This is a genomic window from Microbacterium sp. SGAir0570 (assembly GCF_005491085.2).
GTDB lineage: Bacteria > Actinomycetota > Actinomycetes > Actinomycetales > Microbacteriaceae > Microbacterium > Microbacterium arborescens.
Window position 1 is genome coordinate 2,871,389 of sequence record NZ_CP027929.1, and the last position, 24,182, is coordinate 2,895,570.

The window sequence follows — 24,182 nt, forward strand, 5'->3', positions numbered from 1 at the left end:
CGCGGTCAGTGCCCACCGACGTTGCCGGTCAGGCGCCCGTGCAGAGCGGATGCCGCGGCATCGAGCCCCTCGATCGTGACGGTCTTGCCGTGCCGGTCGTACTTGTTCACGACCGCGTCGAGCGCGGCCACGGTCGAGGCATCCCAGACGTGCGACCGACTCATGTCGATCACGACGCGCTCGGGGTCCTCGGCGTACGCGAACTGCGTCGTGAGGTCGTTGCTCGAGGCGAAGAAGAGCTCGCCGTCGACCTCGTAGCGCGCCACCGGCTCGTCGCCGGCAGGGTCGAGCCGGCGGGTGACGGTGACGAGATGCGCGACGCGACGGGCGAACATCACCATCGCGGCGAGCACGCCGAGGATGACGCCGACCGCGAGGTTGTGGGTCCAGACCGTCGCGACGACGGTGATGAGCATGACGGCCGTCTCGCTCTTCGGCATCCGCCGGAGGGTCGCGGGCCGGATGCTGTGCCAGTCGAACGTGGCCACCGTGACCATGATCATGACCGCAACGAGCGCCGCCATCGGCATGATCGCGACGACGTCGCCGAGCGCGAGCACGAGGATCAGCAGGAACACCCCCGCGAGGAAGGTCGAGATGCGCGTGCGCGCCCCCGACGCCTTCACGTTGATCATCGTCTGCCCGATCATGGCGCAGCCGCCCATCCCGCCGAACGCACCCGACAGGATGTTCGCGGCCCCCTGACCGAGCGCCTCGCGAGTCTTACGCGAGTGGGTGTCGGTGATGTCGTCGACGAGCTTCGCGGTCATGAGCGATTCGAGCAGACCCACGACGGCCATCGCGAGGGCGTAGGGCGCGATGATGCGGAGCGTCTCGAGCGTGAGCGGAACGTCGGGCACGAACAGTTCGGGCAAGCTCGCGGGCAGCTCCCCCTGATCGCCGACGGTCGGCACCTGCCAACCGAAAGCCACGACGGCCGCGGTGAGCAGCACGATCGTGACGAGCGGGGCCGGGATCGCCTTCGTCAGCCGCGGTAGCACGACGAGGATCACGAGCCCCGCGACCACGAGCGGCCAGACGAGCCACGGGATGCCGGCACCGAAGAGCTGCGGCAGCTGCGCGAGGAAGATGAGGATCGCGAGCGCGTTGACGAAGCCCACCATCACCGACCGCGGGATGAACCGCATGAGCTTCGCGACGCCGAGCACCGCCAGCACGATCTGGATGACACCCCCGAGCAGGACGGTGGCGACGAGGTAGTCGATGCCGTGCTCGCGCGCGACGGGCGCGATGACGAGGGCGATCGCGCCGGTGGCGGCGCTGATCATGGCCGGGCGTCCGCCGAGGAACGCGATCGCGACCGCCATGACGAACGACGAGAACAGCCCGACGCGGGGGTCGACGCCGGCGATGATCGAGAACGCGATCGCCTCGGGGATGAGCGCGAGGGCGACGACGAGCCCCGCCAGCACCTCGCGCGTCAGCAGCCGAGGGCTGCGGAGGGCCTGCACGACGGTGGGTTCGATGCGGTAGCGCGACGCGCTGTCGCGGGCGGGGGTGACGGCGGTCACGCGGTGCCTTTCGGTCGGTGCCCGGCAGGGCGGGCGGGCGATCGCGCGAGCGCGCGCAGCGCCGGCTGTCCGACGCGGGAAGAATGAAGGGGGTCGGCGCGGAACGGCGCCGACAAGAATCTAACGTAACGTGAGGTTTGATGTCGAATCGCGATGAGGTCACCATGCGCATCGGAGAGGTGACCGAGCGGACCGAGATGTCGTTCCGCACACTCCGGCACTACGACGAGATCGGCCTCGTCACCCCGTCGGCGCGCACCGAGGGCGGGTTCCGCCTCTACACAGAGACCGACGTCGCCCGCATCCTGCTCATCCGACGCATGAAGCCTCTCGGCTACAGCCTCGACGAGATCCGGGAGCTGCTCGACGTCGTCGATGCCCTCACCGCCACCCCGGCCGACGCGGAGCTGCGCGCGCGCCTCGAGGCGATCCGGGCCGGCGCGGCCGAGCGTCGCGAGAAGCTGACCCGCCAGGTCGCGATGGCCGACGAGTTCCTCGCGCAACTCGGCGACATCTGACCGGTCTCGCACCGGGACGCCGCCGCCCGCTGCCGCAGCTCACGCGTAGGCCCGATGCACGTGCCACCCGCCCGCGCCGCAGTACACGTCGAACACGAACGCCTCGCCATCGGCATCCGTCGCCTGGAAGCGCCAGCCGTAGAGCCCGCGTCGCCGGTCATCGTCGGCGGCGAGAGACCAGACCGAGTCGCGCAGACGGGTCGGGATGTCGCTGACGGTCCAGCGCCGGCCCGCGTAGAACATCCGCGCGGGGATGTCGTCGACGAGCCAGAGGGTCACGTCATGGGCGCTCGTCGTGTCGGTCATGACAACCGAGGATAGAACACATCTTCGATACTCGCCAGGGCGCGCCGTCGACACTCGGCGCGCCGGCCGCGTCAGCTCAGCCTTCGCCGCGGTCGACGCCGATACCCGCCACGCCTCGGATGTCGTCGACGCCGACGACGTCCGCCATGGTCACGACCCCGCGAACACCGCGCTCGACCATGCGGGTCGCCGCGAGGGCCGCCATCCGCCCCGTCGCCAGCGACTGACCCTCTCCCGAGGCCGAGAACCGGCGGCCGCTCTGCCGATGGACGGCGCCGACGCGCCAGCGACTCGTGCCGAGATGCGGCGCGCGGCGAAGCAACGGTGCCAGCAGTGGAAAGACCCCGACGGTGCGCAGCGCAGCCGTCGCCACCCTGCTGTCGAGCGCCAGCCAGCTCCGGACGGCGACGCCCGACCGCGAGCCCCACAGCAGATCGTCGGGGAAGTCCGCACGGAGATATCTTCGATTCTCCGCCGCCGACCGGAATCGCCGGACCGACCGCAGGTTGACGATCCGCTCAGCCTCCGGCGCGGCGTAGAGCGGCGCGCCGGCGAGCCGGACCGTCCAGTCGACGGCTGCCGCACCATGCGACTCGCCGGCCCCGAGCATCACCGTGACGTCGACATCGTCGCCGGGGGCGGCACCGAGCGCGCTCGCCAGAACGGTGCTCACCCCCGGCGCGATCCCGGCCCCGAGCAGCACCGCCCCGCCGTCGGCGACGCCGCCCGCGAGCCGAGCGAGGTGGGATGCCGTCGCCGACACGTCGACAAGAGGCGTCGAACCGACCGCCTCCTGCACCGCGGTGATCTCGAGCCCGCTCGCATCGATCACGGCATCCGCTCGGCGCGCGGCGGCGGCGAGCACCTCGCGGCCCTCGAGCGTCGTGACATCGACGGCGAGACCGCCCGGCCCAGGGCGGCGCGATGCACCCACGACAGCATGGCCGCCGGCGCGCAGCGCGTCGGCGGCGGCAGCGCCGACCGCTCCGCGCGACCCGAGGACGAGAACGGACAGCTGTGACATGAAAACTCCAAACGTCTGGTTGGAGACCACCGTATGCACGGGACGTCGAACACGCCAACCAGAAGGTTGGAGTTGCTAGGCTCGGATCATGGCGTGGGACACCGAGGCGACGCGGCGCCGCCTGCTCGAAGCCGCGACCGAGCACTTCTCCGCGCGGGGATACGCCGGCGCGCGTGTCGAGGCGATCGCCCGGACCGCCGGGGTGAACAAGGAGCGCATCTACTCGTACTTCGTCGACAAGGCGGGACTGTTCGGCGCCGTGCTCGCCGCCGAGGTCGACCGCCTCCTCGACGGCATCGAGGTCCGCGGCACCGGTGCCGACGCGCTCGGCGGGCTCGCCCACGACCTTTACGACCGAGCCGCGTCGCACCCGCAGCTCGCACGCCTGCTGTCGTGGGAGAGTCTCGAGCTCGATGCGCCGGTGTCGGGGCCCAGCCGTGCCGAGGGGTGCGCCGCCATGGTCGACGCTCTTGCTGCCGCTTTGCCGGGCCGCTCCCGCGACGAGGCGGCGCAGCTGCTGGTGAGCATCATCGCGATCGCGACGGCCGAGGGATGCCTCCCCCACCTGGTCACGCTCATCACGGGCTCGGCATCCGCGGACGCCCGCCGAGACGCCGTCGTCGCGCAGGCCCGATCGCTCGCCTGAAGCGTCGACCGAATCTGTCTACGCTGAGGCGATGGACCTCCACAGCCTCTTCGGACTCTCCGGCCGACGCGCCCTCGTGACCGGCGGGAGCTCCGGCATCGGCCGCGGAATCTCCGAGGCACTGGCGGCCGCGGGAGCCGAGGTCGTCATCGCCGCCCGCGGTCGCGACCTGATCGACGAGACCGTCGGGCGCATCCGCTCCGAGGGCCGGCGCGCGTCGGGAATCGTCGCAGACCTGTCCTCGCGCGCGGGCTGCCACGAGCTCGCCGATCAGGCCGGCGACATCGACATCCTCGTGAACTCGGCGGGCATCAACATCCGCCCTCCCCTCCTCGAGCTCGATGAACCCGCCTGGGACGCCACGATGGCCGTCAACCTCGACGCGCCCTTCATCCTCGGCCAGCGATTGGCCCCCGGGATGATCGAGCGCGAATACGGCCGCATCATCTCCATCAGCTCGCAGCAGGCGAGCCGCGCCTTCGCGTCGAGCGGCGCCTACGGCGCATCGAAGGCCGCCCTCGAGGGTCTCGCCCGCTCGCAAGCGGAGGCGTGGTCGGCAGCCGGGGTGACCTCTAACGTGCTGGTCCCGGGTTTCGTCCTCACACGCCTCAACCAGCGCCTCGCCAGCGACCCCGACGTCGTCGACGCACTGGCCGCCCGCACCTTCGTCGGCCGCAACGGCCTGCCCGACGACTTCGCCGCCGCGGCGATCTTCCTCGCCGGCCCGGGCTCGGCCTATGTGACCGGCCAGTCGATCGCCGTGGACGGCGGCTTCTCGGTCCACTGAGGCTGACCTTCCTTCGCCCATACCAGGTGAGCGCTCCCACGGGAAGGGCTCCCCTTCGACCCGGGGCTCGGACAGACTGAGCCGCTAGGTCGATCAACACGGGGAGTCGTCATGGCAGTGCAGGGTGAGACATCGTCGGCATCGGCAGTCCTCGACGCGCTGTGGGCGTACGAGGCCGCGGAGGGCGCCATTCGACTGCGCCTGCGCGACTCGATGCTCGTGTGCGAGAACGACCTGATCGCGCTCGAGAAGCTCATCGAGGCACAGGACCGCGACATCGCGCTGACCCCGTCGAACATCACCCAAGAGCTCGGGATCTCGTCCGCGAGCACGACCGCCATGCTCGATCGCCTCGAGCGCTCCGGGTATCTCCGGCGGCAGCCGCATCCGTCCGACAGACGCAAGGTCTTCGTGACGCTCGGCGATCGCCCGGTCGAGCGCCTGCGCCAGTCGGGATCGGACGTGCAGCATCGCGTCGAGGACGTCATCGCCCATATGCCGCCCGGATCCGCCGCCGTGCTCGTCGATTTCCTCTCGCGCATGCGGGTCGCCGCCGAAGCGGCCTGAGGTGGCGTCCCCGGCACGCGGGGCCGCGCTCTCGCGCCTGTTCCGGCTCTCGCGACAGGTCTGGGTCCGCGCCGCCGCGTTCACCGCGATCGCGGTGGTCGTCGCCCTCGCAGCCGGTGTCATCGGCGCGATCATCCCGTTCGAGCTCGTCATCGATCTCGGCCAGAACTCGGTCGATTCGATCCTGCAGATCCTCGCCACCGCGATGCTCACGGCGACGACGTTCTCGATCACCGCCATGGTGACGGCCTACTCGTCTGCCACGACCACGGCGACGCCCCGCTCGACGCAGCTGCTGATCACCGACCCCACATCGCAGAACGCCCTGTCGACGTTCGTCGGGGCGTTCGTGTTCTCGCTCGTCGGGATCATCGCCCTCTCGACGGGCTACTACACGGAGCAGGGGCGGACGATCCTGTTCGTCGGTACCCTCGCGGTCGTCGCCTTCATCGTCGTCACGCTGCTGCGGTGGATCGCCCACCTCGCGCGGTTCGGCCGCATGGCCGACGTGATCGACCGCGTCGAAGAGGCCGCGACGGCCTCGCTCGTCGCCTATGCCCAGACGCCGACGCTCCGCGCGCAGCGGCTCGTCGACATGCCCGTCACCGCGGTGCCGGTGTGGGCCGAGTCGGTGGGCTACGTCGCCCACATCGACATCGCCGCCCTCGACCGCGCAGCCCGCGAGGGCGGCATCCGCATCCTCGTCGCGACGCCGCCGGGAAGCATCGCCGACCGGACGCGGCCGCTGGCTTACCTGTCACGACACGGGGGCTCGCGACAAGACGAACTGCAGGATGCGGCGCGCCGGGCCTTCCGCCTCGCCTCGCACCGCGATTACGAGCAGGATCCGCGACTGGGCGTCATCGCGCTGACCGAGATCGGCAGCCGCGCGCTGTCACCCGCGACGAACGATCCGGGTACGGCGATCGAGGTCATCGCCGCGCTGCAGCGCGTGTTCACCCGCTCGCTCGAGATCGAAGCCGACGACCGGGTCGAGTTCGCACACGTCTCGGTGGCACCGCCGCGGCTCGCCGACCTGGTCGCCGACGCGTTCCGCCCCATCGCGCGGGACGGCGCCGCCCTGCTCGAGGTGCAGATCCGTCTGCAGAAGTGCCTCGCCGCCCTCGCGGCCGCCGCGCCGGAGCATCGACGGCTCTTCGCCGACACGGCCGCCGATGCCGTGCGCCGCGCGCGATCGCAGATGGATGCCGGAGACCGACGGACCCTGCGCCGGACCGCCGCCGCCGTCTGGCAAGCCCCGCCGCGCCCCTGACCCCCGGTCGCCCCGCACCCCACCCGAGGCTCACCGCCCTAGCCCGTGCCCCGATGCAAGGCATCCGCCCCGACACCCCGGCCCGGATGCCGCATACCCGGCGCGTCGCCCGCGATCCCTTGCATCCGCGCACCCGAGGCACCGGCTCAGGACGTCAGCGGCACACCCGTCATCCGTCGCCCCGGCGCCCAGCCGAAGAGGAGCAGCGCCGCAGCGAAACTGATCGGCCCGACCAGGTGGAAGACCTGCGACAGCGCAGACACGTCACCACCCGAGGTGCCGAAGGTGTCGGCGATCGACATCCCGATCGAGAATCCGGCGAACAACCGCAGGAACAGCGCGGCCCCGATGATCGAGAGGTACAGGATGCCGAGCCGGCGGGGCGTCAGCCATGCCCCTCCCCTCGTCAGCGCGGCGACTGTCACAGCGGCTGCCGCCACCAGCCACACCCCGCCCCACACGGCCACCGACTGTGCAGCCAGCGCCGGATCGAAACCGTCGGCCGCGATCATCTCGGCGTAGATGGCGCTCAACTCGTAGCCGGGCACCTTGGCGAGCGGGTTCCACACCAGCAGATCGAGCGCGCCGAGCACGAGCAACACCGTGATGAACACGAGCCCCGCGATCGCGACCGGCCGCCGCCGGGCGAGCGGCGAAGACCGGTCCTCCAGGACGAGCGGCGTCGAGCGCCAGGCAGCGGCCAGCCCGACCGCGGCGCCGCCGACCGTGAGGCCGACGCCCGCCGCGCTCACCTCCGCTGCCAGGGGATGCGCCGCGGCGAGCGCGAGGAGGAGGATGCCGAACGCGGTGACCGCGAACGCGACCCTCACGACCGCCGATCGCGACAGCGCGGCCGCGCCGATGAAGAGGGCGATGGCGAGCAGCACTCCCCCGAAGAGGGCCACGCTGAGCACGGAGCGTCCGACGGCGAGCGCAAGCTCGATGACAGCCGGAATGGCGACCGCAGGCGAGCCGAGATCCACCGTCAGCCAGAGCGCGGCCGAGGTCGCTCCGACCGCGGCGAGCAGCGAGACACCCCGCCGGCTCAGCCTCCGCGAAGCGGTGCCTCGGGGCTCACCGGTCAGCATCGGAGCGTCGCGATCCGCGGTGAGCGCGACCGCGATCGCGCCGCGCACGACGTCACCCCGGCGCACCCCGACTTCGTGAGCCCCCGCGACATCCGCCCGCCACTGCTCGAGATGGCGTGCGCGCGACGCGGCCGGCATCGTCCGGCTCACCGCTCGAAGGACGAGGTCGAGGTCGAGGTCGAGGGTCACGCGATCGCTCCCCTCGCGTCACCGCGGCCACGCCCGGGCTCGGGCTCCTGCCGACGCGCGCGGCGTCGCTGCATCCGCACCGCATGCTCATCGACGGCGGCGCGGGCTGCGGCGAGGCCGTCCGGCGTCAGGCGGTACAGGCGCCGCCGGGGTCCGCTGCGGCTCGGGTCGACCTCCCACTCAGAGGTCACCCACTCCATCGACTCGAGGCGTTCGAGGATCGGGTACACCGTTCCCGCGGGCCGCCCCGTTGTGCTGACGATGCGCAGCCCCCACACTCCCTCGGCCTCGAGGATCAGAATCTCGAGCACGTCCACCGTGGCCGGCGTGATGCGTTTGAGCGGCTGCATGCTCGCACTCTATCTCTATATACCTAGAGATAGAGTGGGAGTCGGGCCGAGATGCAAGGCATCCGTCTCGACACCCCGGCCCGGATGCCGCTCCCCCGGCGCGTCGCACACGATCGCTTGCATCCGCGCACCGGCCGACACAGCGCATCGGCCGACGCAGCGCACCGGCCGACACAGGGCACGGCCGACACAGATCAGGGCGGTCCAGGTCAGGGCCGATCGTCGAGCACGCGGCCGATCTCGCGCCGGCTCGACACACCGAGCCGGCGCATGATGTTGGCGACGTGGTAGTCGACGGTCCGTTTCGAGAGGTGCAGGATGCCCGCGATCTCACCACTCGTGTATCCCTGGCCGACGGCTCGGGCGACCTTGCGCTGCTGCTCGGTCAGCCGCGCCGCAGGTTGCCCGCTCCGGTCCCCGAGCATCAGCTCGGCGGTCGATTGCGCCACGATGGCTTCGTACCTCTCCGCCAGCCCCGCCGCTCCCAGGTCGGAGAGTTCGGCGCTGGCCTCTTCATAGGCAGCCAGCGCCCGCACCGGGTCGGGCACCCCGAGCGTGCCGAAGCGGCTGTAGTAGATGCCCGCCACCGTTCGGACCCAGGCCCGGCCCAGCGGATCGAGGTCGGGCGACAGGCGGTCGAGGGAACGCGCGACGGCATCGGCCGCCTCGGGGTGCCGCCCGTCGTACTCGGCCAGGATCGACACGTACGCCCAGTAGTACGCGCTCTGCTCCGCACCCTCCATCCGCGCCCAGATCGCGACGCCGCGACGGAACTCGTCGATGCGGCCGAGGTGCCACGCGGCCAGCAGGTTCAGCATCCACCACTCGTCGCGCCGGTACGGCCGCCGGTAACCCGGCTCGGCAGCATCCTCGAGCGTCCGCCTCAGCCCGGTCCAGTCGCTTCGCGTGATCGCCACCATCAGTCGGGCATGCGTCAGCACCATGTGCGCGAGGAACGACGGAGTGTCCCGGCAGAGTAGTTCGGCACGTTCGAGCACGAGCCCGCCGGCCTCGAGGTCGCCGCGAAGAGCGAGCAGCAGCCCGTGCACGGCCAGAGCCTGCGGCTCGAGCCAGTCGTGTTCCACCGATTCGAGGGGCGCGACGGTCGCGCGCACGACATCCACGGCATCCCGCCACCGGCCCTGCCGGATGCGGACGAACGCGAGCTCGACCTCACCGTGGATCCTCACGCCGGGTCTCCACTCGGGAGCGAGCCGGGCGCCGCGGCCCAGGTTGATCGCTGCTTCACCGAGACGGCCGGCGGTGTGCTCGATGCTGCCGAGGCAGATGAGCGCGAGCGCGTGGTCGGCGGTGAGGGTGTTGCGCATCCGGAGGGGCGCGATCGTCTCGGCGAGGGCGCGGCGTGCGCTCATGCCCCCGCCGGTGTGCAGTTCGACGAGCGCATCGAGGCCGAGCAGGTCGAAGTGCAGGTACGGGGGAAGCGCGGCCGCGCCCTCGCCGGCATCAGCGGATGCGGTCGCCACCGCGGCACGCGCCGCATCGATGCACTCGCGCGCCCGGACCCAGGCGCCCGAGGCGGCAGCGCCGGTGGCGAGGTAGGTCAGCAGCAACGGCAGCAGGGGCCCCTCTTCGCCGAGAGGGTCGGGGTCCGCTCCCGGGAGGCTGTCGCGGGCGACCGCCGTGATGCGCGACATCGCACTGTCGAGGTCTCCTGCGCCGATTCTCAGCACGGCGAGCACCCCATCGCGGAGGACGCCCGCGGACATCGCGGCGACGTCGGCCCGGTGCGCTTCCAGCAGGTCGGCGCGATACGCCCGGAGCGCGATGGAGCAGGCGAGAGGCAGCCCCTCGGCGTCGCCCTGCGCGTGCGCGCTCATCGCGGTGCGCACCGCGACCTCGGCCTCGCGCCGCCGCCACGCCGCGCGAGCCTCGATGATGAGCTGGTCCGTCGCCATCTGCTTCCTTCGGTTCGGGTCAGTCTGCCAGGCCCGATGGCCAGGGACACCACACAGCGCCCGGTCGGAATTCGCGTCGCGGCGTCCACCCGGTCGCGAGTAGCATTCGCCGTCACGCCGTGACCGCCGGACGGCTCTCGGGGCGGGAGAGCCGACACGCCGGTTAGGCTGACGGGGTCGTCCAGCCCTCGACGGAAAGAGCTCCCGATGTTCGAGATCATGACCGTCTGCACCGGTAACGTGTGCCGCTCCCCGCTCGCCGAGCAGCTCCTGCGCACGCGTCTGGCGGGACTGCCCGGAGCCGTCACCAGCGGCGGCACCTACGACATGGGCGGTGCGCCGATGCCGGCCGAAGCCCAGCGCCTCGCGGTCGAGAACGGCGTGAGCGCCGAGATGGCCGACGCGCACCGCTCGCAGCTCATCTCGCCGGCGCGCCTGTCGTCGCCGGATCTGATCCTGGCGATGGCGCGCGAGCACCGCCGCAGCATCGTCGAGCTCGCACCCAGCCGCCTGCGCGCGGCGTTCACGCTTCGTGAGTTCGCACGGCTGGCTGCCGACGCGAGCGACGACGAGATCCGCGGCGCCGCGGATGCGGCAGGCGACGATCCGTCGGCGCGTCTGCGTGCCGCCGTCGCCGTCGTCGCGTCACACCGGGGCATGGCGCTGCCGCCCGAGTCTCCCGACGACGACGACGTCATCGACCCCTACCGCCGCTCGTGGAACACCTACCAGCTGTCCGGGTCGCAGCTCGTACCGGCGATCGACGAGGTCGTCCGAGCCGTCCGTCTGGCCGTCGCCGCCTGACAGGCCCACCACCCCGCCGACCAGGTCGACTCGCCGCTGAACGCGGATCCCGCACCGCGAGCATCCGCAGTTCCTGGCGAACCGACCGAGGACGGGCTGAACCGGTGCCTACGGGAGGATGACGGCGCCACCGGGAAGCGTGCCGTCTCCTCCGGTGTTCCCGCCCGTGCCGTCGCCGCCGCCCGATCCGTCGCCAGTGCCGGAGCCGTCTCCGCCGGTATCCCCTCCGCCGGTGTCGCCGCCCGTGGCGGGATCGCTCGGTGTGGGCTCGGGGGTGACCGTGCCGCCCGTGTCGCTGTTGCCGCTCCCCGTGCCCGGGCTGGTCGACCCGCGGCCGGTGGTGTTCCGCGCGGCCTCGCGCTCGGCGATGATCGCGGCGACCGCCCGTTCGTGGTCGCGGCGCAGGGCGTCGACGAGCGGCGGATACGCGACCATCTCAGCAGCCCCGAGGCCACCGGCGGCCTGCGCGGCAGGCACGGCAGCAGCGGCCGCGGTCACGGCGTCGCGGAACGACGGCAGCGCCTCGGCGTACTCGGTCACCTCTGCCTCCGCGGAGGCCGGGAAGCTCGCGCCCAGCGCCGCGATCGAACCCACGAACGCATCGCGGAGGGCGACGACCTGGCTTCGCACGGCCCGCGTCTGCTCGGTCATCGCCGTCAGCTCATCGGAGCGCTCGCGCACGACGTCGATCTGGGCTCCGACCTGCGCGAGGTCATCCGTGTCGATCGCAGGCCGGGTATATGCGGCGGGAGTCGACGGCACCTCGATCGCGTCGAGTCCGGCCCGGAGGTCGGCGACCGCCTGCACTGCGGCCGCCCGCGCAGACTCGTCGACGTATCCGGCGACTGTCGCGAGCGCGGGCTCGACCCCGTCGGCCTCGGCGCGCGCCTCGGCCATGAGGGTCTCGATGCGGGTGACACCCGACTGCACGGCCTGCTCGCCGTTGGCGAGGGAGGCCTCGTCGACCGAAAGCGCTCGAAGAGCGGATGCCGCGGGGCTGGCGTTCGCGAACTGGATGGCGCCGAACACGCCGACCACGGTGACGACGGCGACAGCGAGCACGGCGAACGCGACGTTGAGCCAATCGGTGCGCTTGTGACCGCGACGCGGCATCTTCGGGGCGCCCGACTTACCCGCGATGTGCACGGGGCTCGCGGACTGTGCGGCGGCGGCGACCATCGCGACGAGCTGCCCGGTCTCATCGGGTCGGGCGAGTGGGACAGCCTGCTCCATCCGCGGGGGGCCGACGAGCGCGGCGAGGCGGCGCTCGTCGATGATGCTGTCCGCGGCGCGGATGCCGTCGTCGCCCGATCGGCGATCGTCGGTGAAGAGATCGGCGAGAGAGTTCATCCGGAAGTGCCTCGGACTCGGACTCGGGCGCACGGAAAGCGCGCGGATGTCGGTGGAGCGTCTGGTCTCGTGAAAGGATACCCGGCGACACCGACGACAGGAGAAACGTGGAACTCCACGACTACATCCGCATCCTGCGCCGCAACATCGTTCTGATCATCGCGACCACGCTGATCGGCATCGCCGCGGGCGCGGCGTCGGCGCTCCTGACGCCGCCGCGTTACGACGCCACGACTCAGCTGTTCGTGGCGACGCAGTCCTCGGGCGATGCGTCCAACAATGAGCTGCGACAGGGCACCGACTTCGCCCGGCAGGCGGTTCAGAGCTACGTCAATATCATCCCGACGGCGCTCGTCCTCGACCCGGTGATCGCCGATCTCGGCCTCGACGAGAGCGCCGCGCAGCTCGCCGAGCGCGTCTCGGTCTCGGCGACCCAGAACACCGTCGTCATTTCCATCACCGTGTCCGACCCGGGTCCCGAGGGCGCGGCGCGCATCGCCAATGCGATCGCCGACAGCTTCACGACCGTCGTGTCCGAACAGCTCGAGCGCTCGACCGCCGAGCGTCCGAGCCCGGTGCGGATCGAGACGGTCCAGCCGGCCCAGGTGCCGGTCGATCCCGCGGCCCCGAACATGCGCCTCGCGCTCGCCCTCGGCGCGCTGGTGGGTCTCGCCGCGGGTGTCGCCGTCGCGATCCTGCGGGCGGTCGCCGACACCCGCATCCGCACCGTCGAGGACGTCGAGAAGATCGTGCCCGCTCCGCTGCTGGGGGGAATCGCGCTCGATCCGGAGTCGAAGAAGCGGCCCCTCATCGTCGCCGCCTCCGCCCGTGACCCCCGCGCGGAGGCCTTCCGCGCGCTGCGCACGAACGTGCAGTTCCTCACGACGACCGGCGGGCCGCTGGCGTTCGTCGTGACGAGCGCGAACCCGTCGGAGGGGAAGTCCACCACCGCCGCCAATCTCGCGATCGCCTTCGCCGAGGCGGGGTCGAAAGTCGTCCTCGTGGATGCCGATCTGCGGCGCCCGAAGACGGCGGAGTATTTCGGCATCGAGGGCGGCGTGGGACTCTCCGACGTCCTGGTGTCCCGCGCGAGCCTGCTCGACGTGCTCCAGCGGTGGGGCCAGGGGACGCTTTTCATCCTCCCCTCTGGCGCTGTCCCGCCGAATCCCGCGGAACTGCTCGGATCGACCACGATGTCCAAGCTCCTGGACGAGCTGCGAACCGCGTTCGACGTCGTCATCATCGACGCCCCGCCGGTGCTCGCGGTGACGGATGCCGCTGTCGTCGGCCGCGCCGTCGATGGCGTCATCCTCGTCGCGGCGGCGGGCTCCACCACCCGCGCGCGCCTCACCTCGGCGGTGAAGAACATCGAGACCGCCGGATCGCGTATCGCCGGGACCGTCGTGACGATGCTGCCGACGGCGGGTGCCGACAAGACCTCGTACGGCGTTTACGCCTACGTCGCAAAGGGCGATTGATCGTCCGAACCCACCTCTTGTCCGGTACCGGATGAGCCGTGTGGAACAATGACAGAGCCGTCGCACCGGACACTCATAGGGGGAATTACTACGTGGAACTCCGCGATTACCTGCGCATCCTGCACAGGAATTGGATTCTCCTTCTCGCTCTCCTGATCATCGGAACAGGAGCCGGGGCGGCATATGCCCTGCTTCAGACGCCGCGGTACGAGGCATCGACCAGCCTGTACGTCTCGGTCCGCACCGAGGGTGCCGCCACGGGAGAACTCGTGCAGGGCACGACGTTCGCCCGCCAGATGGTCACCAGTTACGTCGACGTCATCCCGACCTCGCTCGTCCTCGAGCCGGTGATCGACGAGCTCGATCTCGACCAGACCGTCGCTCAGCTCGCGTCGCGCATCACGGCGACCACTCCGGTGAACACGGTGCTGATCAATATCGGCGTGACCGACACCGACCCCGAGCTCGCCGCGCGGATCGCCAACGCGACCGCCGAGAGCTTCACCACCGCGGTGCAGAACACGATCGAGCGCCCCGCGGACGGTCAGGGGACGAGCCCCGTCCAGGTCACCGTGACGCAGCTGGCGACCGCGCCCGAGCGCCCCTCCAGCCCGAACGTCCCGCTGTACATCGCCGTCGGAGCGCTGCTGGGCCTCGCCCTCGGCGTCGGCTTCGCCGTCCTGCGGTCGGTGCTCGACACCCGTATCCACACGCTGCACGACATCGAGCAGCTCACCGACAGGCCCATGCTCGGCGGCATCGCGTTCGACAACGAAGCGTCGAAGCGGCCCCTCATCGTGCACGCCGATCCCCGCAGTCCCCGTGCCGAGTCGTTCCGCACCCTTCGCACGAACCTGCAGTTCCTGAACGTCGAAGACGGCCCGCGCAGCTTCGTCGTCTCGAGCGCCGGCCCCGGCGAGGGCAAGTCGACCACGACCGCGAACCTCGCGATCGCCCTGGCCGAGACCGGCGCCCGGGTCGCGCTCGTCGATGGCGACCTGCGACTCCCCCGCGTCGCCGACTACATGGGCATCGAGGGCGGCGTCGGCCTCACCGACGTCATCATCGGACGCGTCCCGCTGGTCGACGCGCTGCAGAAGTGGGGCCAGAACCAGTTGTTCGTGCTGCCCAGCGGCCCGGTGCCGCCGAACCCGAGCGAGCTGCTGGGGTCGAGCTCGATGGACAACGTGCTCGCGGCGCTCACCGAGCACTTCGACTACGTGCTCATCGACGCGCCGCCGCTGCTGCTCGTCACCGATGCCGCGGTGCTCAGCAAGAAGACCCGCGGTGTCATCATGGTCGCCGCCTCGGGCCGCACGAAGAAGCAGGAGCTGCAGGGAGCGTTCCGCACCCTCGACACAGCCGGCGGAACGCTGCTCGGTGTCGTCGTGACGATGCTCCCGACCAAGGGACCCGACAGCTACGGCTACGGCGCCTATACCTACGGTTCGACGCACGTCGTCGACCAGGCGCCGGTTCAGCTCAGCCGCGCCGACGCCAAAGCCAAGCGGCGAGCGGACCGCACCGAGTCGACGGGCGTGCGTCGCAGCTGAAGCCCCTGGTTCTCGATCGAACGAGCCCGCGAAGTCGTAAAGCTTCGCGGGCTCGTTCGTTCACGCGGTGCGATGACTCAGCCCGCGGGACAGACGACGATGCCCGGCGCCTCCGCCAGCGGGGCCGCAGCACCGCACAGGTCGGCTCCGCCCAGGTCGAGTCGGGGGTAGCCGGCGATGTTCTCGGGCGGAGCGTCGAGCAGCGCGACGTGCGCGCCGGACATCACGACGACCGCGACGAGTCCGCCCCAGTGCGTCGCGATCCAGTCGGCCTCGACCGAGGCGACGGCGGCCGCCTGCTCGCGCTGCGCCGCGAGCTCCGTGCCATCCCGACCGGCAGCGGTGACCCCGGCGCTGCTCCCGGAGACGACGAGGCAGCCCGCGAGAGCGGCGGACACCACCACAGATGCCGCGCGCGCGGCGGCTCCCGACCGCCACAGCTGTCGCACTGCCGGGATGAGCGCCGCCACGAGCACGGGAGCGAACGCGAGGATGCCGGGGGCCGGATGCCGCACCCACAGCGGCAGGTGGCCGGCGGTCGACCACCAGCCGACGAAAGCTCCGAATCCGAGCACGGCTGCGGCGGCGAGGTGCGCGCGCGGCTCCGCGGCGAGCGTCGCCCAGAACCGATCGGTGCTCGGCCGGTAGCGCAGCACGAGACCGGCGATCAGCACGACGATCGCGAGCACGACGGCGGCGACGACGACGGCGGCGGGCAGGTACCAGGACGAGGCGAGGGTCGTCAGCTTCTCGCCGAACGTGGTGTGCGCGACCTGTCCCCCGCTCCGGATGAAGTCGCGGGTCGCGCGCAGGTGGTCGACGAAGCCGCGGGGTCCGAGCGAGATGAAGGCGAAGATCTCGACGAGCACGGTCGGCACCGCCAGGGCGATCGCGGGCGCAATCAGGGCGCGCAGGCGCCGCATCCAGGGCCGCCCGTGCTGGAGCAGCAGCACCGCGACGACGAAGGCGGGGAGCGAGAGCAGGGCGATGTACTTCGCCTGGATCGCAAGTCCCACGAGAAGCCCCGCCAGCCACGGGCGCGTGCGCAGCGCGACGAGCGCCCAGGCGAGCAGGGCGGCTGCCGGTACCTCGCCGAGCACGTCGGCGGGACCCTGGATCGGTGAGGGCAGCGCGGCGGCGGTGAACGCGAGCGGGACGGCGACGGCGACGAGCGCGCCCCAGCGTCCGCCGATCCGGCGGCCCAGGATGCCGACAGCGACGAGCAGCGCGACGAAATACGCCGCCGGCACGAGACGGCCGCCGACGACCAGGTCGACGCCGGTCGCGAGCACGGCGGCGATCGGCAGGAGCACGACCGGTCCCGTCGAGATGCGCGCGTCGAAGGGCGTCAGCTCGCTGCCCGAGAGGGTGCCGTCGCTGGTGTAGCCGAGTCCTTGGAGGAGGTTGACGGGCACGGTCAGGTTGAACGCCTCGTCCTCCCAGAGCCGCGTGGCCGAGATGCTCTGCCAGAGGACGATCCCGTGGGCGGCGACGAGAAGCGCCGCGACGATCCAGAATGCGACGGTCCGGAGCGTGCGGGTCACGTCAGGCCTCCCGGCGAGCCTGCTCGCGCACGCCGCGCATGGGGGCAGCCGGGCGCAGCGAGAGCCGCCACAGCTCGATCAAGGCGTCGCGCGCGAAGGCCCGCAGGCGCGGCGGCGGCAGCATCGGCTGTCCGCTGGTCCCCCACATCGTGCCGGTCGTCTCAGCGCCGCGGCGCGGAAGACTCCGAACAGCGACGTAACGCACGCTCATGCGCCCGCGCGCTTCCGCGAGCGAGAAGTGCACGTGCGGCACGAGCGCATCGGCGCCGACGGCGTCGAGCAGCGTCGCGATCACCTCGGGCCGGTAGGCGCGGAGCGGGGTGTTGATGTCGGGGACTGCGCGTCCCGCGAATGGGCGGACGATGAGCCGCAGGCCGGCGCTCAGCATACGGCGGTACCAGGGATCATCGCGGCCGCGGCGCACGCCGTGCACGACGTCTGCGCCCTCTGACTCCACAGCCCCCACGACACGTGCGATGTCCTCGCCGGTGAACTGCCCGTCGCCGTCCACGTGGACGATGAGGTCCGCTGATGTCGCGAGCCCGGCACGGTAGGCGGCGAGCGCGGTGGGGCCGTGTCCGCGGTTGGCGGGCTGGGTCTGCACCTCGACGCCGGGCAGCTCGAGATGCGCGACGACAGACGCGGTGGCGTCCGTCGATCGGTCGTCGGCCACGATGATGTCGAGGCGGTCGCAACGCGACGCGAGATGCTCGTGGATCTCCTCGAGGAACCCGGCGATCCCGTCGGCCTCGTTGTACGCGGGCATGACGATGGCGATATGCGTGAAACTCACGTGGCTCCCCGTGCTTTCCGGTGATGTCCCCGGGCGCGGACAACGCCTGTAGCCTAGTCGAGCCATGTCACTGCCCCCTCGCGTGAAGCGCGCTGCCGCTCTGAGCGCGCGCTTCCTCACCGTCGGCGGCATCAGCACTCTCATCGAGGTCGTCACCTTCAACATCCTGCTGTTCGGGCTCGGCTGGGATGCCGTCGCCGCGAAGGTCGTCGCGTCGCTCGTGGCTCTCGTGAACGCCTACTTCGGCAACCGGCAATGGACGTTCAAAGACCGTGCCCGTCGGCGTCGCTGGGTCGAGATCACACTGTTCGTGATCGTCAACGCCGTCTGCACGGCGCTCGGTGCGCTCCTCGTGTGGGGCGGCGTCGAGGCGGCATCCGCTGTGCTCGGACGCCCCGCCGGACCATTCGTCGTGAACGTCGTCAACCTCGTGAGCATCGTCGTCGTCGTGCTCGCCCGCTTCGGCTTCTATCACTCGGTCGTGTTCCGAGCGTCGCTGGCGCAACGATAGTCGACCCCGATCACCGGCGCGAGCGTACGGCGATCCGGATTCGCGATCGGCGACGGGCTCTACTGTCGTAAGTCTCGACGATGAGCGCCGATGGCACCGCCGGCGGGGTGAGCGTGCGCTCCACGACCTGCCACCCGGAAGCGGACTCAGCCATCTCGATCGTCGAGTCGAGTTCTCCACCGATCCCCACGAAGCGAACATGATCGATCGAGCCTCGCCCCGTGACGAATAACACGACACGAACCGCGAGTGCCCCGCGACCGTCGGTATGCGCCTCCGCGGATAGCGGCTCCGCACTCACGCCGTCGACGAACCCGATCTGCACGTCGATCTGCCGCTCGAAATCGATCTCAACCCGGTGAATGACGCCGCCCGCGATTCGGGCGCTGCTCCGAGAGACTCGGGCAGGTCGGGCCTGAGGCCCGAACGAAAAAAGCGCGTTGCTGCCGCCCCGCGCGAGAACGATGCTGCGCGCGTCCACAGACGCCTCACTGTCGCCCTCGATGAACTCGGTGCCGTCGGAGAACACGAAGCGGTCACCCGGTTTCATCAGGACGGGGAGGACCTGGGTACATCGTCCGCCCCGAGCGGAGAAGAAGGTGAACCCCACACCGGCGTCCCAGTAGCGCCACGCCGTCGCGTACTCGCCCGCGTCCGGGGACGATGCGGTACGTTGAGCGAACAGGCCAGTCGTCTGCCCCACATCCTCCGGGCTCAGACCCGGAGCTCTCGCATCGCGGCCATCGAAGAATGTGCTGCGAGAACTCGAGCGACGAGTGGAGAAGTCTCCATTCGGCCCGACTGTATCCCATCCCTCCGCCGCCTCGGGGTCATTAGTGCCCACGAGTACCGTTCCCATCCGGGCCCCCCAAAGGGTGCCGAGCTGGCGCGTCGACAGACCCTGGGGGTGCAAACCGAACACACCTACGGTGTAGTACTCCGGCCGCCGGACGAAAAGGTACAAGTCGCCCTTGGAACCATCATCGAGACGGGTGAAGCGTCGGCTCGTCACCACCGGGAGGTTATCTTCCACCGACCTTCGTTGCTCGCCCGTCGGTCCCTCCGGCGCGAGCGTGCCATACATCCAGGTCCGAGGAGACGTATGAGGCTTGTCCAGTGGTGCTATCGGCTCCCGGCCCGCACGGAAGGCATTTCGCGCCTCGGACTTCTCTTCTGCGGTCGGAAGGAAGACGGCGATCTCGGGCACCTCTTTCAGGAACGCCTTCGCTAGCGCCGCACGATCCCTCAGATCCGCGACGGGGCGCTCGAGGGCGCTCGTCACGTTCCGATTGTGGAGGGCGGGTACATGGGACAGGTGCCGCCCATCCGGCTCCGGAATCAGGGCGTAGCGCATGAATTGCATGTAACGGCGCACCAACGGCACCAAGTCCGGGTGTGCGGTATGCGTGTGCAGCCAAGCCAGATCCGGCATGGCAACGTCGAAGTTGTAGCTGAAATCGACTCCGTATGGTTCATGCATGAATCCGGCGGGAGCGACACCGTGTTTGCATAGGTAGGTGATCCGCTCGTCTATCTGGTCCCGCGACACACCCGCCTCACCCAGAACCTGCAACGAGCGCAACACCCCCACCAGCCCCGCCGCCACCTGGTTGAATGCCCTGATGGGCGTTTGCCAATGGGCAGCTCGCGGGTTCATGAACCACGTGACCGACCGTTTCATGCTGCTGCTGAGCCCGGTCTGACTGGGTCGCGAAACCCCCGCGGCCTGCAAGGCTTCGAGTGTGTGCGCCTGCGCGACCATCCCAAATGTCGTTGCCGCCAACGAGGACTTGCCGTCGTACTCCGGATAGCTGCCGTCGGGCAGTTGCAGTCCCGTGTAATAGCCGACGGCCAGTTCGAGGCGCGAGAGCAAAGCGGCATCTCCGAAGAGCTCGTGACCCGGGCGGTTCCACGGCCGCTCGTTCGCGTAGAACCACGCGAGGGTGGCGACGTGCTCCATGATCCGTGCGTTTGTCGGGCTTCGAGCCCAGGCGGGCCGCCACCAGCCACCGCCCATGAATCCGCGCTGGGAACCCCTCATGACGATATCGTTCGCCATCGGTCCGGCGCTCATCAAGTAGCGGGCGAGCACCTGCTCGTGGTCGGCGAACAAGTCACGATGAGGTGGCGGGAAGCCCTCGACGCGGGGGACACCTGAGCCCGAGGGCGCCGGCGACAGGGGTGCGAGGAACGGGATGGCGGCTACAGAACCGAGCCCGAGCAGCGCTCGCAAGAACGCACGGCGGCCGAAATGAGGGGTAGCGCCGGCGGCTCCGAGCGTCCCCTCAGACCGCTCCATGCCGATTCCATTGAGGGAAACAGGCATTCGGGCCCCGAGAAGGCTCAGTCACCGCAGCCCGGTGTATCCAACGCGACGGCTGTCTCTCGGACCATCGGCGTGTGCCAAACCTCCAGAGGACCGTACTCACGACCGGCCGCACCGGCGAACACCGCGCTCACCGTCCGCGATGTCGCCGGCTCGTTCACGACATTTACCTTGACGGCTGGTCGTCCGAGGTGCTCGACGGGCGCGAACTCGACAGGCTCACCATCGACGGTCACCGATGTCAGCGCCGCTCCGACGGGTCCGTACAGGACGAGATCAGTGCTAATCACGCCCTTCGGGAAGTAGCGACCGGGAGATATGTAGCTCGCGAGGCCGCTGACCTCGCCCGGCTCGAGCGTCGACGTGAGCGTCGACGACACAGTGAAGGAGGGAGCAGCGTCGGCGGACACGGAGCAGACATCGCTCGACACGGCGACAGCGGTATCGATGTAGTAGTCGAGCTTGCCCTCAGTGACGTCGTTCACGTACGAGCCGATCATGGTGACTTCCGCGTTGTCTTCCGGGAGGGCGCCGGCCATTCGGCTGCCCTCTACCACCTCGGCTTCCGCAGGCGAGTTGGGGACATAGAGGATCCGCCCCTCCTGAGCTGCGTGAGCAACCTTATCGACCAGCAGCTTGGGGTCGCGCACTGATGTGACCGAGTCGAAGACGGCCGCGGCTGCCGCAGCGAAGAACGCGTCCTGGCGGCGGTTATCGATCAGACTGTTTCCCGTGTCGAACCGGAAGTAGACCTCGTTCAGAAGAGTGGAGACGACATTGGATGAGTCGAGAGTCGACCCGTCCGGCAACGCAACCGGGCCGGTGGCTTCCATCAGGTAGCTCAGAGCGACAGGATCGATGGAAAGCGTGCCGTCGATGGGAGTGCCGAATTCCTCGGCCCAGAATGCGCCCATGATCCGGGCAGAGTCGGCAAAATCGGGGGTGGTGGTGACATCCTGCATGTACCGGCCAACTTTGTCCCCATAGAGCGAGACGACTGCGGGGTCGAGTTCCACGATCGGGTCGGGGCGCCCGTTGTCGAAGTCGGTGCTCGATGCCTGCTGGGTGATGCTGATCTCCCCGTTGTCCGCGGTGATGAGCACCAGCGCCGCGGGGTTGCCTCCCGTCCCCCGGGACTCGGCGTTGTTCTGCACGAGCACGAGGTAGTTTCGAGGCCCATCGGCGCCAAGCATGCCGGGAAGAATCGCGAGAGTCTTCTGAGCCGGCACGACGATCGGTTCGACCTGCAGTAGCGCGTCGTCCAACTGCGCAACCCCTGACGAGACCTGATCGATCAAACCAGATCTGTCGATCCCGTCAACGGTTGAGCGCGCCCGCGCCAGCGCCGCAGCAGCACGATCGATGACTTCCGAGGCGACGGCGATCTGCCCGACATCGACGCGCCCGTCCACGGGCGTCAAGCTGGCCAGGCTGAATGAAGTAGCGGGCTCGAGCGCTTCGAGGACAAGATCATCGATCGTCTCCGCGACCTCCCGGACGGCCGCGAGGTTTGCGCCCGCGACGGGCACTCCTTCGACGAACCTCCACAAGTCACCGCCTGCTTGCTCTCGAGCCTCGGCGGACAGTTCTCGCAACCGAGCCACCGATGCACGGGCGCCCTCCGTGTCACCGGCCAGAACCTGTTCCTTTGCCGTGGAGGCCAAGGGGATTGCCGATTGCAGAGCATCGCGCGCCGCGAACGCTCGATCGGCGATCGCCTTTCCAACGAGACTCGACACCACGGCGACGGCAACGATGACGAGAAGGATGCCGATAGGCACCCAGAAGCGGAAGCTGCGCAACAGCGGCCGCCTGGGGCGACGGCTTCGTCGGGTCTGTTCGGGCACCCGCCCATCCTAGTTGGACGTTCCTGCCCAGATGAGTGGGCATCGGGGGGGGGCGAGTATCGGCCACGGCTGGGAAGTCCCGGTGGGTCACGTCACGCACGAGCGTGAACATCGACCATCCATCATTGCCACTTTTAACACACTGGACACGCGCTGAAGGTAGCCTGAATGTCCGTCGAGTACCGGACGAGAGGGGCGGTTTGTCGTCTGAAGCGAGCTATGCGGTCCTGCCAGCCGACGAATCGGCCGCCGCCGAGTCGCGCGCGGCCGCCGAGCAGCGACCGCCCTCCCCCACGTCGCCCTCCGCGACCGTGCCGACGCCCCGCGACTGGCGCCCTGCCTACGCTCGGAGGCTACGCATCACGGATTTGATCGTTCTGGTGGCCGTTGTCTTCGGTGCTCAAATCATCTGGTTCGGAACCGGCAACGCGCAGGTTGACATACGGTCCGATGTCCGCCTGAGTGAGCTGTCCTACTGGTACTTCTCCACCGGTTTGGTACTCGCGTGGATGGCCGTTCTCCACCTCATCGATTCCCGAAGCCATCGGATCGTAGGGACCGGGATGGCCGAATACAAGCGAGTGGTCGACGCGAGCTTCCGGCTCTTCGGGTTCATCGCGATCTTCGCGTTCCTGCTCAAAGTCGACCTAGCTCGCGGCTTCCTTCTGATCAGCCTGCCCGCCGGCGTCCTCGCGCTCGTCGTCGAGCGCTGGCTGTGGCGCCAGTGGCTGATCCGCCAGCGGCGGCGGGGCGACTATTCAGCCCGTGTTCTCCTCGTGGGTTCCGAGCAATCGGTGGCGCACATCGCCCGAGAATTGCAGCGAACGCCGCAGGCTGGCTATACAGTTGTCGGCGCATGCGTACCAACCGGGCGTGTCGCGGACACCATCCGAGACACCGCGATTCCCATCATGGGGAACGTCAACACAATCGATCGAGCACTGAGAGTGACGGGTGCCGACACCGTCGCCGTCACCAGCACTGACGATCTGCCTGCGATGAAGGTGAAGCAGATCTCATGGCAACTGGAGTCCGGCCGTCAACACCTCGTCCTCGCGCCGAGCATCGTGGACATCGCCGGTCCGCGCCTTCATACCCGGCCCGTCGCTGGGTTGCCCCTCATACATGTCGAGACGCCGCGCTTCAGCGGCGGGCAACGACTTGTCAAGCGCATGGTGGACCTATCCGTTAGCACGGTTGGGGTCATCCTGATCAGTCCCCTGCTGGCGTTGCTCGCGATCACAGTGCGTCTGACGTCGCCGGGCCCGGTTCTGTTCCGACAGAAGCGGGTGGGCCTGCGCGGTCGTGAGTTCACGATGCTGAAGTTCCGCTCGATGGTAGTGAACGCGGAGCAGATCCTGCCAGATCTGAAGGCCGAGCAGCGGGATGCTGGCAACGAAGTCCTTTTCAAGATGAAGAACGACCCGCGGGTCACTGCGGTCGGACGCGTGATGAGGAAGTTCAGCCTCGACGAACTGCCACAGCTCTTCAACGTCATCGCCGGATCGATGTCACTCGTAGGCCCGAGGCCTCCTCTTCCTCGTGAGGTCGAACAGTACGCCGACCACGTGCACCGCCGCTTCCTCGCCAAACCGGGTATCACGGGGCTGTGGCAAGTGAGCGGTCGGTCCACCCTGTCGTGGGAAGAGTCCGTCCGCCTTGACCTGTCCTATGTCGAGAACTGGAGCCTTTTGGGTGATCTTTTCATCATCATGAAGACAGCCCGCGCGATCATCGCTCCCGGAGGGACGGCACACTGAGCCAGAATCGCTCGGCGTGA

Annotated in this window: 21 protein-coding genes; 10 read left to right on the top strand and 11 right to left on the bottom strand. The window is 69.6% G+C overall.

Features of this window, described 5'->3' with window-relative positions; genetic code table 11:
* Positions 1-5 precede the first annotated feature (5 nt).
* On the bottom strand, positions 6-1,532 hold the full coding sequence (locus C1N74_RS13540) for a SulP family inorganic anion transporter (RefSeq protein ID WP_064955399.1): 1,527 nt from the start codon (positions 1,530-1,532) through the stop codon (positions 6-8).
* 140 nt (positions 1,533-1,672) lie between these two features.
* Between C1N74_RS13540 and C1N74_RS13545 the strand changes: the two genes are divergently transcribed.
* Positions 1,673-2,050 carry a MerR family transcriptional regulator gene (locus tag C1N74_RS13545; RefSeq protein ID WP_137750719.1) on the top strand — a complete coding sequence of 126 codons (378 nt, stop codon included), beginning with the start codon at positions 1,673-1,675 and terminating at the stop codon, positions 2,048-2,050.
* A gap of 39 nt (positions 2,051-2,089) precedes the next feature.
* On the opposite strand, the gene C1N74_RS13550 is transcribed toward C1N74_RS13545, so the two are convergent.
* Complete coding sequence (locus C1N74_RS13550) at positions 2,090-2,356, bottom strand: hypothetical protein (protein WP_023954252.1); 267 nt, start codon at positions 2,354-2,356, stop codon at positions 2,090-2,092.
* A gap of 76 nt (positions 2,357-2,432) precedes the next feature.
* Positions 2,433-3,380, bottom strand: a complete 948-nt coding sequence (locus tag C1N74_RS13555) for a saccharopine dehydrogenase (RefSeq protein WP_137750720.1) — start codon at positions 3,378-3,380, stop codon at positions 2,433-2,435.
* Positions 3,381-3,468: 88 nt separating this feature from the next.
* Here C1N74_RS13555 and C1N74_RS13560 point away from each other — a divergent pair, with 88 nt between their 5' ends.
* From C1N74_RS13560 to C1N74_RS13575, 4 genes are all read left to right on the top strand, one after another.
* Positions 3,469-4,026 carry a TetR/AcrR family transcriptional regulator gene (locus C1N74_RS13560; RefSeq protein ID WP_137750721.1) on the top strand — a complete coding sequence of 186 codons (558 nt, stop codon included), beginning with the start codon at positions 3,469-3,471 and terminating at the stop codon, positions 4,024-4,026.
* Positions 4,027-4,057: 31 nt separating this feature from the next.
* Positions 4,058-4,813 (top strand): SDR family NAD(P)-dependent oxidoreductase, encoded by a 756-nt coding sequence (locus C1N74_RS13565; protein ID WP_088380902.1) that lies wholly within the window; start codon positions 4,058-4,060, stop codon positions 4,811-4,813.
* A 111-nt stretch (positions 4,814-4,924) separates the two neighbouring features.
* Complete coding sequence (locus C1N74_RS13570) at positions 4,925-5,380, top strand: MarR family winged helix-turn-helix transcriptional regulator (RefSeq protein WP_023954245.1); 456 nt, start codon at positions 4,925-4,927, stop codon at positions 5,378-5,380.
* A 1-nt stretch (position 5,381) separates the two neighbouring features.
* Positions 5,382-6,653, top strand: a complete 1,272-nt coding sequence (locus tag C1N74_RS13575) for a DUF2254 domain-containing protein (RefSeq protein ID WP_181405541.1) — start codon at positions 5,382-5,384, stop codon at positions 6,651-6,653.
* Positions 6,654-6,799: 146 nt separating this feature from the next.
* Here C1N74_RS13575 and C1N74_RS13580 read toward each other — a convergent pair whose 3' ends face one another.
* The 3 genes from C1N74_RS13580 to C1N74_RS13590 form a co-directional block, all read right to left on the bottom strand.
* A complete protein-coding gene (locus C1N74_RS13580; RefSeq protein WP_137750723.1) occupies positions 6,800-7,930 on the bottom strand; it encodes a hypothetical protein in 1,131 nt (376 codons plus the stop codon).
* Positions 7,927-8,280 (bottom strand): PadR family transcriptional regulator, encoded by a 354-nt coding sequence (locus C1N74_RS13585; RefSeq protein WP_137750724.1) that lies wholly within the window; start codon positions 8,278-8,280, stop codon positions 7,927-7,929. Before C1N74_RS13585 ends, C1N74_RS13580 begins: the two co-directional genes overlap by 4 nt.
* A 209-nt stretch (positions 8,281-8,489) precedes the next feature.
* A complete protein-coding gene (locus C1N74_RS13590; RefSeq protein WP_137750725.1) occupies positions 8,490-10,196 on the bottom strand; it encodes a LuxR family transcriptional regulator in 1,707 nt (568 codons plus the stop codon).
* Positions 10,197-10,403: 207 nt separating this feature from the next.
* Between C1N74_RS13590 and C1N74_RS13595 the strand changes: the two genes are divergently transcribed.
* A complete protein-coding gene (locus C1N74_RS13595) occupies positions 10,404-11,000 on the top strand; it encodes a low molecular weight phosphatase family protein (protein WP_071919100.1) in 597 nt (198 codons plus the stop codon).
* A gap of 108 nt (positions 11,001-11,108) precedes the next feature.
* On the opposite strand, the gene C1N74_RS13600 is transcribed toward C1N74_RS13595, so the two are convergent.
* Positions 11,109-12,350: a hypothetical protein gene (locus tag C1N74_RS13600; RefSeq protein WP_071919099.1), complete on the bottom strand. Its 1,242-nt coding sequence runs from the start codon at positions 12,348-12,350 to the stop codon at positions 11,109-11,111.
* 107 nt (positions 12,351-12,457) lie between these two features.
* On the opposite strand from C1N74_RS13600, the gene C1N74_RS13605 reads away from it, so the two are divergent.
* Entirely contained in the window at positions 12,458-13,828 is a 1,371-nt protein-coding gene (locus C1N74_RS13605) for a polysaccharide biosynthesis tyrosine autokinase (RefSeq protein WP_023954223.1), read from the top strand.
* Between the two features lie 92 nt (positions 13,829-13,920).
* Complete coding sequence (locus C1N74_RS13610) at positions 13,921-15,381, top strand: polysaccharide biosynthesis tyrosine autokinase (protein WP_137750726.1); 1,461 nt, start codon at positions 13,921-13,923, stop codon at positions 15,379-15,381.
* A 77-nt stretch (positions 15,382-15,458) separates the two neighbouring features.
* Here C1N74_RS13610 and C1N74_RS13615 read toward each other — a convergent pair whose 3' ends face one another.
* The gene (locus C1N74_RS13615; protein WP_064955408.1) at positions 15,459-16,925 is read right to left on the bottom strand and encodes a glycosyltransferase 87 family protein; all 1,467 of its coding nucleotides are present in this window, start codon (positions 16,923-16,925) and stop codon (positions 15,459-15,461) included.
* A 1-nt stretch (position 16,926) separates the two neighbouring features.
* Positions 16,927-17,718: a glycosyltransferase family 2 protein gene (locus C1N74_RS13620; protein WP_023954217.1), complete on the bottom strand. Its 792-nt coding sequence runs from the start codon at positions 17,716-17,718 to the stop codon at positions 16,927-16,929.
* 64 nt (positions 17,719-17,782) lie between these two features.
* On the opposite strand from C1N74_RS13620, the gene C1N74_RS13625 reads away from it, so the two are divergent.
* Positions 17,783-18,229, top strand: a complete 447-nt coding sequence (locus C1N74_RS13625) for a GtrA family protein (RefSeq protein WP_137750728.1) — start codon at positions 17,783-17,785, stop codon at positions 18,227-18,229.
* A gap of 10 nt (positions 18,230-18,239) precedes the next feature.
* Here C1N74_RS13625 and C1N74_RS13630 read toward each other — a convergent pair whose 3' ends face one another.
* Together C1N74_RS13630 and C1N74_RS13635 are read right to left on the bottom strand one after the other, a co-directional pair.
* Entirely contained in the window at positions 18,240-20,555 is a 2,316-nt protein-coding gene (locus C1N74_RS13630; RefSeq protein ID WP_137750729.1) for a hypothetical protein, read from the bottom strand.
* Between the two features lie 17 nt (positions 20,556-20,572).
* The gene (locus C1N74_RS13635) at positions 20,573-22,402 is read right to left on the bottom strand and encodes a DUF4012 domain-containing protein (RefSeq protein WP_137750730.1); all 1,830 of its coding nucleotides are present in this window, start codon (positions 22,400-22,402) and stop codon (positions 20,573-20,575) included.
* Between the two features lie 311 nt (positions 22,403-22,713).
* On the opposite strand from C1N74_RS13635, the gene C1N74_RS13640 reads away from it, so the two are divergent.
* Positions 22,714-24,162 (top strand): sugar transferase, encoded by a 1,449-nt coding sequence (locus C1N74_RS13640; RefSeq protein WP_137751027.1) that lies wholly within the window; start codon positions 22,714-22,716, stop codon positions 24,160-24,162.
* Positions 24,163-24,182: the final 20 nt, after the last annotated feature.